We start from the raw sequence: 14,210 nt of genomic DNA, 5'->3' as shown, positions 1-14,210 counted from the left end.
CACAAGTCCGCTGCGCTGATCCGAAGGGTTACTGGTTCGAGTCCAGTCGGAGGAGCCGAAACCCCAGGTCACGGCGCGTGGCCTGGGGTTCTTTCTTGATCGGCCCACCGGGACGCTTTCCGCTGTGCAAGGACGAACGGACGCGCAAGTAGCCCCTGCAGTCCTCGGCCGGCCCCGCGAGCCATCAGCTCGCCGGGTTCGTCTCGAGCCATTCATCGATCTCGGCCACTGCTGCATCCACGACCGCAGCCGATGCTGCGCTGGCGGTCAGCGACGCTCGAGCGAGGCCGGCCATCTCGCTGTCGGTGAGTCCGAGGGTCTCGCGGGCGAGTCGATACTCGTCGGCGAGGTCGGTGCTGAACACCAGCGTGTTGTCCGCGTTGAGCGAGCAGAGCACACCGGATCGCACGAACTCCGCCAGAGGATGCTCGGCGAGCTCGGCGACGACGCCGAGCGCGACGTTGGAACTAGGACACAGGTCCAGGCAGACGCCCCGGTCGGCCAGTTCCGAGACCAGCGACGGATCGTCGGCAGCACGCACGCCGTGCATGAGCCGGTCGGGGCGCAGAACATCTTCGGCTCGCGCCTCATCGGCGGCCCTCCAGTCGAGCCATGTGGACCCGGATCATCGCCACCACCGACATCGACCATCACCGCGATGTCGCCCGACTATCGCGACATGTCTGACTATGGCTCGAAGACGAGGTTCACGCCGCTGTCTCGTCGATCTCGAACAGGCCGAAGGTGTTGCCCTCGGGGTCGAGGAAGTAGCCCTGCCAGCATCGGCCCGGCACGGCGAACTTGGGCAGTGCGACCTGCCCCCCGAGATCGGTGATCCGCTGCGCGGCCTGGTCGAAGTCGTCTACGGGGAACGAACAGACAAACGTCACCGATGGTCACGGCCTGGGGTCGTCGGGCGCCCCGACGGCCCAGCGAGACGTCGACTGGTCGAGTGAACCCATGCCCGTATCGAGTGAACCTCGGCGTGGATGTCTGGTGTCGTCGGGTCGGTCCGGGCACGCTCCGTCTCGAGCCGGTGGGGGAACCCCGGCGATCCGGCGCCCCGGGGGGCGCCGATGGCGAGATGGTGGGCCGGACCAGGCAGCTGGGGAGCGGGCCCCCGGCCCACCATCCTCGCATCCCTCGTCATCGCGGCGGCTCGTCGCGAAGCAGCCGGTCGGCCTCGTTCACCGCATCGACGGGCGTGCCGTTGCCGATCGGCCCGGTCGGCCGGGCCGGCCGGGTCGGGCGGGGCGGGCGACGCTGCACGCGATACAGGCGCTGCGCTCCACGCACACCTTTGAACTTGCGCGGCGCGGCTGCGCGGAAGAGGAACGGGGAGTCCTCCGACGCCGCGGCGACGACCGCGTCGCGCACCGCGGCAGTGATCGTCACATGGCCCGGCCGCGCGGTCTCGGTGACCCGGCTGGCGAGGTTGACCGGCGGGCCGAACCAGTCCCCGGCGTGCGGTACCCCGATGCCCTTGGCGACGCCGACGCGCAGCGCGGGCCGTCCGTCCTCCTCGCTCGACCACGCGTCGACGAGGTCGAGCGCCGCCGTCACGAGCAGGGTCGGGTCGGGCGACACGAGCATGACCGCGTCCCCGATCGTCTTGGCCAGGCGCACCGGCCACACCGACACCTCGGTGGCGCGGGCGGAGAGCATCTCGGCGACCTCGCTGAGCTCCACCGCCGAGACCGTCTCGCCGAGGTCGGTGAAGCCGACGAGGTCGGCGAAGCAGACGGTGACCTCCTGCGCGCCGCGCAGCCTGCCCGCGCTCGAATCCTCGACGGCGAGGGCGTGCGAGCGGATGCGGTCGGCGAGCGCCGCGGCCACGAGATGGACCAGGTGCAGCGAGTCGTCCTCGACGATCCGGCGCGCCTCGGTGGCGTAGCGCAGGGCCGTTTCCGGCTCCGGCTCGCCCGGCTTGAGCAGCGCCTCGCCCAGCAGCCCGCCGAGGGCGTCGGCGATGTTGAGCACGCCGCGGCCGATGGCCCGCACGACCGGCATCATCTCCTCGTCGGAGAACCCCAGGATGCGGTAGCGGTGGATCCGCTCGGCGATCTCGACGTCCTCGTCGGTGTAGATCGGCTCGCCGGGGTCCGGCGCGAGGGGCCGTCCGAGGGCCTGGAACCAGCGCCGCACGACGTCGATGTCGATCTCGGCGACCCGGCAGACGTCGTTGAGGGAGTGGCCGTCCTCGGGCCGCAGGGTGCGCTCGAGCAGGAGCAGGCCGAGGCGGTCGCGCGCGATGGCGTCCCGCATGGTGTCGATGTCGACCCCGTCCGCCGCGAGCGACTCGAGGACGGACACGCGCGTGCGGCGCTCGTCGCCGGCCAGTCCCTCGAGCAGCCCCGCGCGGTCGTAGTCACCCTCCGCCATCACCGAACGGACCCGCGCCGGGAGGGGCAGCGATGTGCGGTGACGCGGCGGCACCGCTTCATGGTGCCAGTGGGGTAGGACCCAGACATCTCGTGGCACCGCTGCCTGGGTCCGTACCGTGGCGGCGAGGGAGACAGGGAGGACCCATGACTGGCGGCCCACGCCTGCTGGCCACGAGCGACCTGCACGTCAACCGCTCGGAGAACGAGGACATCGTCCGTGAGCTGCACCCGGCCCACCCCGGCGACTGGCTGATCGTCGCGGGCGACGTCGGCGATCGCGTGGCCACCGTCGCGTGGGCCCTGGAGATCCTGGCCGGACGCTTCGCGAAGGTCATCTGGGTGCCGGGCAACCACGAGCTGTGGACGCCGCCGGGCGACGAGGTCGACCTGGTCGGACCCGCCCGCTACGACCACCTCGTCGAGGTCGCCCGGGGCCTCGGGGTCCTCACGCCCGAGGATCCGTGGCCGGTGTGGGAGGGCACCCAGGAGGATCCGCGGGGCGGGCCGGCGCTCGTGTGCCCGATGTTCGTCCTCTACGACTACAGCGTCCGGCCGCCCTCGATCCCCGGCGACTGGTCGAACGAGGCGGCGCTCGAGGTCGCCCGCGAGGCCGGCGTGGTGTGCACCGACGAGGTGCTCATGTCGTCCGACCCGTTCCCGGACGCCGCCGCGTGGTGCGCCGACCGCGTCGCCCGCACCGAGGCCCGCCTCGCCGAGCGCCCGCCCGGCATGCCGACGGTGCTCGTCAACCACTGGCCGCTGACCCCGCACCCCACCCGCATCCTGCGGTACCCGGAGTTCGCGCTGTGGTGCGGCACGACCGCGACCGCCGACTGGCACCGCCGCCACGACGCCGCGGTCGTCGTGTACGGCCACCTCCACATCCCGCGCACCACCGTCGAGGACGGCGTGCGCTGCGAGGAGGTCTCGGTGGGCTACCCGCGCGAGTGGCAGCGCCACGGGCTGGTCCGCGGCGCGTTGCGGGAGATCCTGCCGGGCCCCGCGGGGGACGGCCCCGATCCCTTCACCGCGTGGGCCGCGGAGCAGCGCGCGCAGTGGGCGCGGACATGAGGGACGTGACGACCACGGGCGTGGCGGCGCTCGACGCCGTCCTGCCCGGTGCCGTCGTCACCGCGGTGCGGACCGACGACGACCCGCGGGCCGTGCTCGCGCCCGAGGAGGAGCCCGCCGTCGCGAAGGCCGTGGCGTCGCGGCGCGCGGAGTTCACGACGGCGCGGGGGTGCGCACGGGACGCGCTCGTCCGTCTCGGGGCGCCGGCCGCGGCGATCCCGGTCGGCGAGAAGCGGGCCCCGGTGTGGCCCGACGGCGTCGTCGGCGCGATCACCCACTGCGCCGGCTTCCGGGGGGCGGCGGTGGCGTGGCGCGACGCCGTCCGCACGGTCGGCCTCGACGCGGAGCCGCACGTGACCCTGCCCGACGGTGTGCTCGAGGCGGTGTCCGACGCGGGGGAGCGGGCGGTGCTGTCGTCGCTGGCCGCGTCGGCGCCCGAGGTGCGGTGGGACAAGCTCCTCTTCAGCGCCAAGGAGAGCGTCTACAAGGCGTGGTTCCCGCTGACCGGTGCCTGGCTGGGCTTCGAGGAGGCCGAGCTGGTGCCCGATCTCGACGGGACCTTCCGCGCTTCCCTGCGTGTCCCGGGACCCGTGGTGGACGGTGCCGAGGTGACCGGGTTCCGCGGCCGCTGGGTGGTGCGGGACGGGCTCGTGATCACGGCGATCGCCCTGCCGGCGCGGGGGGTCTGATGCGCAACGAGGCGTGGTGGGAGACGTACGAGTCCGTCGTGGAGCAGCGCATCCGCGACGCGCAGGACGCGGGCAAGTTCGACGGGCTGCGCGGCGCCGGCCGTCCGTTGCCGGGGCAGAACCGTCCCTACGAGGAGAACTGGTGGCTGCGCTCGTACCTCGAACGCGAGGGCATCGGAAACGACGTCCTCCTGCCGACGCCGCTGCGTCTGCGTCGGGAGGTCGAGCGCCTGCCCGAGACCGTCCGGGACCTGGCGACCGAGCGCGAGGTCCGCGACACCGTCGCCGCCCTGGCCGCGCGCGTCGCCCACTGGCTGCGCTTCCCCGACGGGCCGCAGGTCGCGGTGCCGCTGCCGCGGGCCGACGACGTCGTCGCGCGGTGGCGGGAGGAGCGGGCGGCGGCACCGGCGCCGCCGCCCGACCTCCCGGCCGCGGCCGGTCGCCGGTCGTGGCGGCGGTGGTGGCGCCGCCCGTCCTGATCGGGGGCACGCGGGTCATCCCGGGTGCGAGCGCGGCATCTGCCGTTGATCAAGAGCGCGTGGTGCACCCCACGTGGCGTGCCGAGGTCGACGAGGTGCTCGTGATCTCGACGAGTCAGCCGGCGCGCGGAGCACGCGGCAGATCCACGACCGTTCCCGGCGGCTGGAGCGCGGTGTCGTCGACGGCGGGGGCCGGGGCCTCCCGGTCGCGGTCCCCGGGGCGGCGGGAGGGGGCCAGCGGGACGACGGTGGCGGCGCCGATGCCGTGGTAGCGCTCGGGGGTGCAGGTGAGCACGAGCACCTGGGCGGCGCCCTCGGCGGCGGTCGCCGCGGTGAACACAGCGCCGAGGCGGGAGAGGCGCGCCGGATCGGTGTGGCCGAGCGCGTCGTCGATGACCACCGGGACCCCGTCCGACGGGTCGACGAGCGCGGCGCACGCCAGCCGCGCGCACAGTCCGAGCTGCTCCTGGGCGCCGCTGGACAGCGCGGAGAACGCCACCGTGACGCCGTCGAGCGTGCGGTGGGTGATCCGCAGGTCCTCGTCGATCTCGAGGGACAGCGAGGCCCCGAAGACGATGCGCGCCAACCGCTCGACCTGGGCGCGGAACGGCGCGACGTAGGAGCGGCGCACGCGCTCGCGGTGACGGGCGAGCGTGTCGTGCAGGCGCTGCGCGGCGGCGGCGCGCCGGGCGACGCGGTCGTGGTCGCGCACGGCGGCCTCGAGCTCGGTGGCCGCGGCGGCGTGCTGGTCGTGCCAGCCCTCGAGGCCGGCGGCCTGCAGGCGCCCGGTGGTCTCGGCGTGCTCGCGCTCCAGGCGCGCGGCCTCGCCGGCGAGGCGCTCGTCGACGGCCCGGGCGTTGACCACGCGCGCCTCGACGGTGTCGGGGTCGTCGTCCGCGAGCGCCGCGGCCAGGGTCTCGTGCTCGCGCTCGGCCTCGCGGGCCGTGGCGAGCCGCTCCTCGGCGGCGGCGACGAGGCCGGCGTCCGGCTCCGCCTCGCGGGCCGCGCGCAGCTCCTCGGCGCGGCGGCCGTGGGCGTGGTGGGCGTCGGCGGCCCGCTCGGCCAGCACCGCGGCGCGGGTGTCGGCGTCGCGCACGGCGTCCTCGGCGGCCCGGCATGCCGCCGCGACCTCGTCGGCCCGGCGGAGGGCCGCGTCGGCGGCCTCGCGCGCGGTGTCGGCCTCGCGCCGCAGGGCGAGGATGTCCGTGGCCGGGGCGGGCTCGATGCTGGTGAAGAGGTCGGCGGGCCCGTCGAGCCGGTCCTGCACCGCGTGGTGGGCGGCGCGCAGGGCGGCGGCGTCGCCGTGCCCGGCGAGCTCGCGGGCGAGCGCCGCGCGGTGCTCGTCGGCCCGGCGCGCGGCGTCGTCGGCGCCGCGCCGGGCGACCCGGGCGGTCTCGAGGTCGGCGACGCCCAGCTCCTCGCACCGCTGGGCGAGGTCCCGCGCGCGGTCGCGCACCGCGTCGTCGCGGCCGGCCTCGTCGAGCCCCGGGCGCACGCGCACGTCGAGCACGCCGGGGAGCGACAGCGCCCGCGCCTCCGCCACCGGCAGCGTGCGCGTCTCGCCGGCCGCGAGCACGACCGTCTCGCCGTCGACCTCGACGGTGAGCACATCTCCACCAGCCGGCGCCGTCAGCTCCACCCGCGCGGCGGCGGCGTCGCGCGCGGCCTCGGCGCGCAGCAGGTCGCGGGCGAGGTCCTCGAGATCGGCGAGGTCGTCGGTGCCGACGGTGGTCGCGGCCAGCACCCGCTCGGCGGCCTCGAGCCCGGACTCGGCCTCCCCGACGCGGCGCAGCCGCTCGGCGAGGTCGGCGAGCTCGGCACGGTCACGCGCGGCGGACACGGCGCGCGCGGCGTCGTCGGCCCGGCGCCGGGCCGCGCCCGCCTCCTCGCGGGCGGCGGCGTCGGCGGTCCGCCGGGCGTCGCGCTCGTCGCGGGCGGCGGTGTGCTCGTCCTCGTGGGTGGTGCGGGCCGCGGTGGCCTGCGCGACCGCCTCGGCGTCGGTGTCGAGCGCGCGCACCAGTGCGTCCCGCGCCTCCCGGCGTTCACGAGCGGTCTGCGCGCGTTCGCGGGCGAGCACCGCGCGCCCGCGCGCGGCCTCGACCTCGCGCAGCCGCGACTGCAGGCCCGCCCACCGGTCCTCGAGCTCGGCGACCTCCGCGTGGTGCGCGCGCCGGCGGTCGCGCACCGACGCGGCGTCGGCGTCGAGGCGGTCGCGCGCGGCGACGTCGCGCTCGACCGCCTCCAGCGCGGCCCGGCAGCGGTCGTACTCGGTCTCGGCCTCGGCGAGGCGCACCTCGGCGGCGCGCAGCTCGCCGGTGGCCCGCCCGCTCGGGGTGCGGTAGCGGCGCAGCTCCTCGACGGCCCGCTCCACGAGCCCGTCGTCGGCGGTGGGGTCCGGGCGAGCGGCTCCCGACGCGGCGCGGTCGAGCGCGCGGGTCAGCGCGTCCTGGCCGCCGAGGTCCGCCTGCCCGACGGCGGTGTGCTGCTCGACACGCAATCCGCGCCAGAGCACCCGGTCCATCGTCTCGTCGAGGATCGCCGACACCCGGCCGTGCGCGTCGGCGCCGGTGAGCTGCTCGGGGGCGGGGGCGATGACGTGCAGCTCGGTGCGCGGGCGGCGCAGCCAGCGCTTGCGGTAGACGAACCGGTAGGGCCCGGTGGAGACCTCCGCCTCGACCTCCGGCCCCGCGTCGACGCCCGCGGGCTGGGCGGCGCGGATCTCGGCGCGGCGCGAGGAGTCGGCCGCGTCGAAGAGCAGATCGAGAGCGGCGACGGTCGACGTCTTGCCCACCTCGTTGTCGCCCTGCAGCACCGTGACCCCGCGCTCGGCCAGCGTGACCTCGCGGTCGTGCACGCCGCGGAAGTCACGGAGCCTGATGCGGTGCAGCCTCATCGCTCGCTCCCGACCAGCCGGTGCAGCAGGCGCAGGGCGTCGCGCGCCTCGTCGTCGGCCGCTGCGTCGGGGGAGGCGGCGGTGAACAGCTCCGAGGCGGCGTCGGCGGCGAACCCGTGCAGGTCGAGGTCGTGCAGGTCGGCGTCGTCGGGGACCGTTGCGAGGTCGGAGTGCTGCGCGAGGACCTCCACCGCCGCGAACACGTGGTCGTGGCCGGCGAGGAGGTCGTCGAGCCGGCTGCGCTGGCGCAACGACAGCGTGCCGACCAGCGCCAGACGCACCGCCGCGCGCTCCTTGTCGGGGTGGGCGGCGAGCCAGGCGTCGAGCGCGTCGAGGTCGTCGTCGGAGTCGAGGCGTGCGTCGTGCCGCACGAAGCGCCAGCGCCCGACCGGCTCGACCGCGACCTGCGCGGCGCGCTCGTCGAGGTCGACCACCAGGACGTTGCCGGGGTCGACCTCGTCGAAGTCGGTGACCTCCGGGGTGCCGGCGTGGCGGATGCGGTCGTCCACGGCGTCGGCCCAGGTGGAGTGCCGGTCGCCCAGGGCGACGTAGTGCACGCGCCCGTCGGCCAGCGCGGCGAGCACGCCGTCGCGGCGGATGCGGGCGGGCTCGTCGTCGTCGGGATCCAGCACGTCGAGCTCGCCGTGCCCGGCCAGCACCCGCAGCGTGCCCGCGGGCGCGGGCTCGACGGCGGCGAGCTGCTCGCCCACGAGGTCGGTGAGCGGGTGCTTGGAGCGCCACGGGGCCGCGACGACCTCGACGCCCGGCGCGACCTCGTGCACCCCCGGGGCGTCCAGCACCGTCACGTGCGGCGGGCACCGGCGGGCGAAGTCGGGCCGGCGGAGAACGCAGGCGGCGTCGGCGGGGTCGTGGTTGCCGGGGAGGAGCAGGACGGGCGTGCGGAACGAGGCGAGCGCCTCGCAGGCCCGGGCGACGACGTCGGGCCCCACGAGGTTGGACTCGAACACGTCACCGCAGACCAGCACGAACGCCGCCGCGCGCTCGTCGGCGAGCCGACCGAGCGCGGACACCGCGTCGAGCCGCGCCTGCGCGAACCGGGCCTGGGCCTCGCCGGTGAGCCCGCCGGCGGCCTCCTTGGGCGGGCGGGCCCCCAGGACCCGCCGCGTCATGCCGAGCTGCCAGTCGGCCGTGTGCACGAACCGCACGCGCGCCTCCCTCCGCCGCTCGACCCTTGATCGTAGAACGACCTCACCGCCCGGGCGGGCAGCGACACAGGTTTCGACGCAGCGGCCCCTCGAACGGTTCCCCTCAGGTCAGCGGGAGTTCCGCGACCGCCTCGAGGCCGCCGCGAGCACCGGAGCGTTCCACCCGCAGGCGGGCGTCGCGGCCGGTGACCTCGACCGTCGAGACCGCGTTGCCGAACCACGGCCCGCCGATCGTCGACCAGTCCAGGGGCAGCTCGTCGAGGCCGGCCGCGTGCGACACCCGTCCCAGCACCCTGCTCAGGCGCCGCCACCACCCGAGCGCGAACACGTACTCCATGAACCACGGGACGCCGTTGCGCACCGGCGAGCACGTCAGCTGGTAGACCCGTGAGCGCGTGGGGGACGACCAGCGCGCCTCGGCGGCGTAGCTGTGGTGGACGTCGCCGGAGAGCACGCAGACCGTCGCGGGCGCCGACGGGCCCGAGGCGACGCCACGGATCAGGTCGGCGAGGCGGTCGAACGACGCGCGGAATGCCGGCCAGTGCTCGAGGTCGACGGCCTGGCGCACGGTCTCGGCGAGCTTGCTGCCCCGCGCGGCGGCCCACTCGTCGAGCGACTGGACGTGGCTGACCGCCGGCGGCATCAGCCAGGGGATCGACGACCCGAGCAGCAGGTGGTCCACCTCCCCGTCGGCGGCGCTCTCCTCGATCCAGGCGAACGAGTGATCGTTGATCATGAGGCGGTCCTGCTCGTTCAGGACCCGCGCACACCGTGTGTCGATCATGAGCAGCCGCGTCCGGCCGAGGTCCCAGCGGTAGCTCCACCGCACGCCGGTCGGGTGGCCGACCTCGGCGTCGGCACGCGCGGCGAAGTCGGCGAGCAGCTCGTAGACGTCGCCGTCGGCCTCGCGGACCTTGCGGTAGAGCGGGTCGGCGTCGCGCGTCTCCGGGTCGAGGTTGCCGAGGTGCTGGTAGACCCAGTACGACGCGAGCCCCGCCCGGATGCGCTGCGGCCACCAGAGCTTGGACGCCATCTGGTCGCGCCAGACCTGCGAGGTGTTCCAGTCGTCGCGCACGTCGTGGTCGTCGAAGATCATCGCGGTGGGCACCGTCGAGAGCAGCCACCGCAGCTCCCGGTCGCTCCACGACTCGCTGTAGAGGTGGGAGTACTCGCCGAAGTCCGCGATCTCCAGGCCGGGCCCGTCCGGGTCGTCGGGGTCGCGGTTCTCGCGGATCCACTGGGCGGTCCGCGGGGTGATCTCGTCGGCGTAGACCTGGTCGCCCAGTAGGCAGAGCGTGTCGGGCAGGACGGACCCCGGGTCGTCGGCGTCGGCGACCTCGTCCATGAGCCGCGTGGCGAAGGCGTCGAGCGCGTCGATGCCGAGGGAGGCCTCGAGCTCGGGGTCGTCGGTCGGGGGGTAGCGGCACGACCCGAAGACGAACCGCAGGCGTGCCGTGCTGTCCTCGGTCCGTGTCCGCAGGTAGCTCGGCGGGGTCCCGGTGCCCTCCAGCGGCCAGACGAGCTCGCCGTCGAGGCGCACCTCGTAGGGCAGGCAGCTCCCCGGCGCCAGGCCCTCGACGACGACGAGCGCGTAGTGCTGCCCGCACACCTCGAACGTCGGCGCGCTCGTGCCGAGCACCTCGACGGTGCACCGTGCGCTCGTCTCCACCCAGATCGTCGCCGTGGTGGTGCCGACATGGCGCAGCAGGGGTCCGAGCTCCAGGGAGGTCACGTGTCCTCCCTACCCGAACCGCGACCCCGGCCCACGCGCGGGCGGCGTCCTCAGTCCGAGCGGTGGGTCAGCTGCTCCAGGCGAGACTGCACCTGATCGAGGCGCGCCTGCAGGAGCGCCACCTCCGCGCTGAGCAACGGCACGAGCGTGGCGTCGTCGACCTCCGCGCCGACGCCCGCGAGCGGGTCCTCGACGCCGTCGCCGCCGTCCTCCGCGCGCACCGGCACGTTCCCGCACAGCACCCCGAACGCCTCCGGGGTGACGACGGGCCTCGGGCCCGCGCACAGCCCGCACACCGGGTGCAGGCGCCGCCACCCCACGACGCCCGGTCCGCCGTCGGCCAGTGCCGTCGCCGGGCGCCCGCAGCCGCACCGGCCCAGGCGCACCGAGCGCACGGTCTGGCGCGCGAAGCGCAGGCCGAGCTCGTAGCGGATGAACCGGCCCGACGCCGCGATCTCGAGCAGCACGCAGTGCTGGTACTGCGGGTCGCACGCGAGGTCACGGGCGTCGGACAGCGCGTGGAAGCAGTAGAACCCGCAGTCGCACCACGACGACGGGCACCGGTGGCGCGGACTCTGGATACACACGGCGTCGGCCACCGCCCCGTAGACCTGCGAGCGGCCGAGCGCGACGCCGTTGAATCCCCCGCGGCGCGAGTCCGCGGAGATCATCGGGTAGGCGATCTTGTACCCGGTGAGCGACCCCTCCGGCCGCGGGCGGTGTCTACCGATCGACCAGCTGCTCGGCCGGCTCACGGTGCTCCGTGGTGAGGCTCTCGACCGTCTCCTCGACCTCCGGGGTCTCGGGCGGCGCGGGCGGGTCCTCGGCGATGCCGGCGGAGAGTCGACGTCCCAGGCGCATGGCGGCCTCCCAGCTGATCGGGGTGACGTCCGTCCAGCGTCGTCGGCGAACCGCGAACTGTCCAGGGCCGTTGTTCCGGGTCCGACGCGCGGAGGGCCCGGGTCGGCGTCGACCCGGGCCCTCGCGGAAGCTGCTGTGGGGAGCGGCTGTCCTTGCTGTTCTCTCTTGCCGACCTACTCGGCCTCGAGGCCCAGGTCGTCCAGGACCGCGCCGACCTGGGCCTCGGTGGCCGCGACGTCCTTGTCGAGCTGGTGGGCGTACGGCGCGAGCTCGACCGCATTGGCAGCCGGAGCGGCGAAGCCGGTGACGGCCGCGGGAACGGCGACGGCGGCGAACGCGAGACGCATCGTGCTCTTCTTCATGAGGGTCCTTCCCGATCAGGACGGGGACTGTCCGAGTCGGGGTTGACCCGGACGGCCGAACCATCGCTGCCCTTCGCCTGCCGATTCAACTCAGAACGGCTCAATTCGGGACTCGGTAACGAGATCATCACGAAGGGTTGCAGGGCGTCTGTGCGGCCCGGCGCCGTCCGCGCATGTCAAGGGCCTCTCAGGTTGCTTTCAGGTAGATCTCCGTGAAGTCACGGTGATGTCACGGGGCGTAACACGGCCGTCACGGCAGTGCGAAGATCTGGATGAGTGGAGCGAACGCTCCGCTGAGCGAGACATACGCTCCGGAGATCTGGATCTTGACATGAGCGGTGCCGGAACGGCTCATCCGGTGTCGTACGCTTCGCCCGGTCGTGAACGCCCGCCGGGAGTGCACGGACCCCGGGGGCAGTAGCTCAGCTGGTCAGAGCAGCGGACTCATAATCCGTTAGGGCGTGGGTTCGAGTCCCACCTGCCCCACCCGTTCCCGCTGGTGAGGGGGCCTGCCGGTGATCCGGTCGGCCCGTCACCGGGGGAGTGTGTGTGCGGTGTGCGAACATCGGTGCTCCCGACCGCCCGCGCGACGAGCGCTGCGGCGCGCTCGGCAGCCTCGGCCGCGACCTCGGGATGGACCGAGGTGTCGCTCGCCAGCGCCGTCGTCGAGGGCCCGAGCGTCGCAGACACGACCCCACTCCGCCGCCCTCACGTCGCGCCCCTGACCAACCGCGACGCCGACCGCGACCCCGACCGCGACGCCGACCGCGACGCCGACCGCGACGCCGAGCGCGACGCCGAGCTCGACGCCGAGCTCGACGACGTGCTGCGCGGACTCGCGCGAGCGGCGGGGGCGGCGCGGGCCGGGAAGCAGGGCTTCCCGACCCGTCACCTGGCAGGACCCGTCATAGCGAGCCGTCGGCGTGCTGCCGCGCGGCGTAGTCGCAGGCGCGGGCGGTCATGGCCATGATCGTGAGCGTGGGGCCGACGCCGCCGTTGGAGACATACGAGCTGGCGTCGGTGACGAACAGGTTGGGGATGTCCCAGGCCTGGTTGTGCTCGTTGAGTACCGAGCTGCGCGGGTCGTCGCCCATGCGCGCGCCGCCGCACTCGTGGATGGCGGCGCCCATCGCCATGCTGCGCTTGATCCCGAGCCGGAAGATCGTGCGGCTGATCGGGTCGGCGTCGGGCCAGACCTTGCGGGAGTCGAGGCCGAGCGTCGACGCGGCGAAGTTGACCCGGTAACCGGCGGCCTCGGCCATCTCGCGGAGGCCACGAACCTGGGCACGCATCAGCGCGCGCTCGTTGTCGGTGATCTCGAGGTGCACCCGCGGGATGGGGATGCCCCAGGCGTCCTTGCGTCGCGGGTGGATCGTGATGCGGTTGTCGTAGTAGGGCAGCATCTCGCCGAAACCCATCAGGCCCACCACGCCGCCCGAGCCTTCCGGCACGGGCATGCGCCCGATGGTGCCCTGGACGGCCCACCCCCGCGCGAACGCGGAGTCGGTGGTCGCGTCGAGGTTCTCGAACCGCGGGATGTACACGCCGCCGATCGGCGGGTAGTACGGGTCCGGCGGTGCCTGGTCGGTCGATTCCGACCCCGGATGGTGGGGGTCGTCGCCGAAGAGCAGGCTGGGCGTCTGGTCCATGAAGTAGCGGCCCAGCAGCCCGGACGAGTTCGCCAGGCCGTCGGGGTGGCCCTCGGTGGCCGAGTTCAGTAGCAGGCGCACGGACTCGATGCCTGAGGCGCAACACATCACGATGTCGGCGTGCACCCGGTGCTCGCGCTTGGTGTGTCGGTCGACGAACACCGCGCCGTCCGCGCGCCCGGTGACGGGGTTGATCACGATGCGGCTGACGATCGCGTCGGTGCGGGTGGTGAGGCGTCCGGTCTCTCGGGCGGCGAGAATGCCGAGCGGGACGCGTTGGAGGTTCGGTGCAGCGTATCGCCACGGCACCACGTGTCGGTCGGGCCAACGCGCCTCCACGGTGGCCTTGAAGTCCTTCTCGGCCGCCGTCAACAGCGAAGGCCCGCGATACACGCCGTCCGGGAGGTTCTCGACACCCTCCGAGGTTCCGTACACGCCCATGAACTCTTCGACGCCGTCGTAGTACGGCGCCAGGTCGGCGTACGAGATCGGCCAGTCCTGCCCGTGCCCGTCGTGCGAGGCGGCCTTGAACTCGTGATCGGAGGAGCGCAGCAGGACCCGGCCGTAGGCATGGAGCCGGCCGCCGAGCTGCTGGCCGCGGATCCAGAGGAACTCGCTGTCGGAGGCGTAGGGCTGCTTCCAGTCGTTGACGAGGAACGCGCTGGTCTGCTCCTTGAACATGGCGCGGCGGGACTGGATGTACTGGCCTTTGAGGCTCGAGCGCAGGCGGCCGGCGAGGCCGATGCTCATGGCTGCGGGCCGGGTCTCGGGCGGCGGGACGAAGTCGGCGTCGCCGATGTCGCGGCCGGCCTCCAGCAGCAGGACGTCGAGGCCGCGCTCGGTGAGCTCCTTGACCGCGATGCTGCCGGCTGCGCCGGAGCCGATGACGAGCGCGTCGTAGCGCTTCTGCGGGGTGGTCATGAT

13 protein-coding genes and 1 tRNA gene are annotated in these 14,210 nt (G+C 74.3%); 4 read left to right on the top strand and 10 right to left on the bottom strand.

All coding sequences use genetic code 11. The annotated features are described in order from the left end of the window. Positions 1-184: 184 nt before the first annotated feature. From AC2A1K_RS15280 to AC2A1K_RS15270, 3 genes are all read right to left on the bottom strand, one after another. The gene (locus AC2A1K_RS15280; RefSeq protein WP_483897219.1) at positions 185-568 is read right to left on the bottom strand and encodes a hypothetical protein; all 384 of its coding nucleotides are present in this window, start codon (positions 566-568) and stop codon (positions 185-187) included. 139 nt (positions 569-707) lie between these two features. Beyond that, positions 708-890 carry a VOC family protein gene (locus tag AC2A1K_RS15275; protein WP_483897159.1) on the bottom strand — a complete coding sequence of 61 codons (183 nt, stop codon included), beginning with the start codon at positions 888-890 and terminating at the stop codon, positions 708-710. Between the two features lie 256 nt (positions 891-1,146). Continuing rightward, positions 1,147-2,382: an adenylate/guanylate cyclase domain-containing protein gene (locus AC2A1K_RS15270; RefSeq protein WP_483897158.1), complete on the bottom strand. Its 1,236-nt coding sequence runs from the start codon at positions 2,380-2,382 to the stop codon at positions 1,147-1,149. Positions 2,383-2,528: 146 nt separating this feature from the next. On the opposite strand from AC2A1K_RS15270, the gene AC2A1K_RS15265 reads away from it, so the two are divergent. Genes AC2A1K_RS15265 through AC2A1K_RS15255 form a run of 3 tightly spaced genes read left to right on the top strand, consistent with a single transcriptional unit; the run spans position 2,529 to position 4,623 of the window. Continuing rightward, the gene (locus AC2A1K_RS15265) at positions 2,529-3,455 is read left to right on the top strand and encodes a metallophosphoesterase family protein (RefSeq protein ID WP_483897157.1); all 927 of its coding nucleotides are present in this window, start codon (positions 2,529-2,531) and stop codon (positions 3,453-3,455) included. A 5-nt stretch (positions 3,456-3,460) separates the two neighbouring features. After that, positions 3,461-4,144, top strand: coding sequence for a 4'-phosphopantetheinyl transferase family protein (locus AC2A1K_RS15260; protein WP_483897156.1), 684 nt, complete (start codon positions 3,461-3,463; stop codon positions 4,142-4,144). Then, complete coding sequence (locus AC2A1K_RS15255; protein ID WP_483897155.1) at positions 4,144-4,623, top strand: DnaJ family domain-containing protein; 480 nt, start codon at positions 4,144-4,146, stop codon at positions 4,621-4,623. Before AC2A1K_RS15260 ends, AC2A1K_RS15255 begins: the two co-directional genes overlap by 1 nt. A gap of 115 nt (positions 4,624-4,738) precedes the next feature. On the opposite strand, the gene AC2A1K_RS15250 is transcribed toward AC2A1K_RS15255, so the two are convergent. From AC2A1K_RS15250 to AC2A1K_RS15225, 6 genes are all read right to left on the bottom strand, one after another. Beyond that, a complete protein-coding gene (locus AC2A1K_RS15250) occupies positions 4,739-7,516 on the bottom strand; it encodes an AAA family ATPase (protein WP_483897154.1) in 2,778 nt (925 codons plus the stop codon). Beyond that, positions 7,513-8,682 (bottom strand): metallophosphoesterase family protein, encoded by a 1,170-nt coding sequence (locus tag AC2A1K_RS15245; protein ID WP_483897153.1) that lies wholly within the window; start codon positions 8,680-8,682, stop codon positions 7,513-7,515. The genes AC2A1K_RS15250 and AC2A1K_RS15245 overlap by 4 nt, the downstream gene beginning before the upstream one ends. 103 nt (positions 8,683-8,785) lie before the next feature. Then, positions 8,786-10,414 carry an alkaline phosphatase D family protein gene (locus AC2A1K_RS15240; RefSeq protein WP_483897152.1) on the bottom strand — a complete coding sequence of 543 codons (1,629 nt, stop codon included), beginning with the start codon at positions 10,412-10,414 and terminating at the stop codon, positions 8,786-8,788. Between the two features lie 50 nt (positions 10,415-10,464). Beyond that, the gene (locus AC2A1K_RS15235) at positions 10,465-11,085 is read right to left on the bottom strand and encodes a hypothetical protein (protein ID WP_483897151.1); all 621 of its coding nucleotides are present in this window, start codon (positions 11,083-11,085) and stop codon (positions 10,465-10,467) included. Positions 11,086-11,137: 52 nt separating this feature from the next. After that, complete coding sequence (locus AC2A1K_RS15230; RefSeq protein WP_483897150.1) at positions 11,138-11,275, bottom strand: hypothetical protein; 138 nt, start codon at positions 11,273-11,275, stop codon at positions 11,138-11,140. A 173-nt stretch (positions 11,276-11,448) separates the two neighbouring features. Continuing rightward, positions 11,449-11,637, bottom strand: a complete 189-nt coding sequence (locus tag AC2A1K_RS15225; RefSeq protein WP_483897149.1) for a hypothetical protein — start codon at positions 11,635-11,637, stop codon at positions 11,449-11,451. 411 nt (positions 11,638-12,048) lie between these two features. Here AC2A1K_RS15225 and AC2A1K_RS15220 point away from each other — a divergent pair. Further along, positions 12,049-12,123, top strand: a tRNA-Ile gene (locus AC2A1K_RS15220). A 419-nt stretch (positions 12,124-12,542) separates the two neighbouring features. Here the strand turns inward: AC2A1K_RS15220 and AC2A1K_RS15215 are convergent. Next, on the bottom strand, positions 12,543-14,207 hold the full coding sequence (locus tag AC2A1K_RS15215) for a GMC oxidoreductase (RefSeq protein WP_483897148.1): 1,665 nt from the start codon (positions 14,205-14,207) through the stop codon (positions 12,543-12,545). Positions 14,208-14,210 lie beyond the last annotated feature (3 nt).

Source organism: Actinomycetospora sp. 2LY8.5, from assembly GCF_057180585.1.
The sequence above is the reverse complement of the archived record's forward strand: the minus strand, read 5'-3'. Positions and strand labels throughout refer to the sequence as shown.

Excerpts from the sequence above, each read along its gene's own strand:
- AC2A1K_RS15270 (WP_483897158.1), bottom strand. The coding sequence starts at position 2,382 with ATGGCGGAGGGTGACTACGACCGCGCGGGGCTGCTCGAGGGACTGGCC.
- AC2A1K_RS15265 (WP_483897157.1), top strand. The coding sequence starts at position 2,529 with ATGACTGGCGGCCCACGCCTGCTGGCCACGAGCGACCTGCACGTCAAC.
- AC2A1K_RS15255 (WP_483897155.1), top strand. The coding sequence starts at position 4,144 with ATGCGCAACGAGGCGTGGTGGGAGACGTACGAGTCCGTCGTGGAGCAG.
- AC2A1K_RS15250 (WP_483897154.1), bottom strand. The coding sequence starts at position 7,516 with ATGAGGCTGCACCGCATCAGGCTCCGTGACTTCCGCGGCGTGCACGAC.
- AC2A1K_RS15235 (WP_483897151.1), bottom strand. The coding sequence starts at position 11,085 with ATGATCTCCGCGGACTCGCGCCGCGGGGGATTCAACGGCGTCGCGCTC.
- AC2A1K_RS15230 (WP_483897150.1), bottom strand. The coding sequence starts at position 11,275 with ATGCGCCTGGGACGTCGACTCTCCGCCGGCATCGCCGAGGACCCGCCC.
- AC2A1K_RS15225 (WP_483897149.1), bottom strand. The coding sequence starts at position 11,637 with ATGAAGAAGAGCACGATGCGTCTCGCGTTCGCCGCCGTCGCCGTTCCC.
- AC2A1K_RS15215 (WP_483897148.1), bottom strand. The coding sequence starts at position 14,207 with ATGACCACCCCGCAGAAGCGCTACGACGCGCTCGTCATCGGCTCCGGC.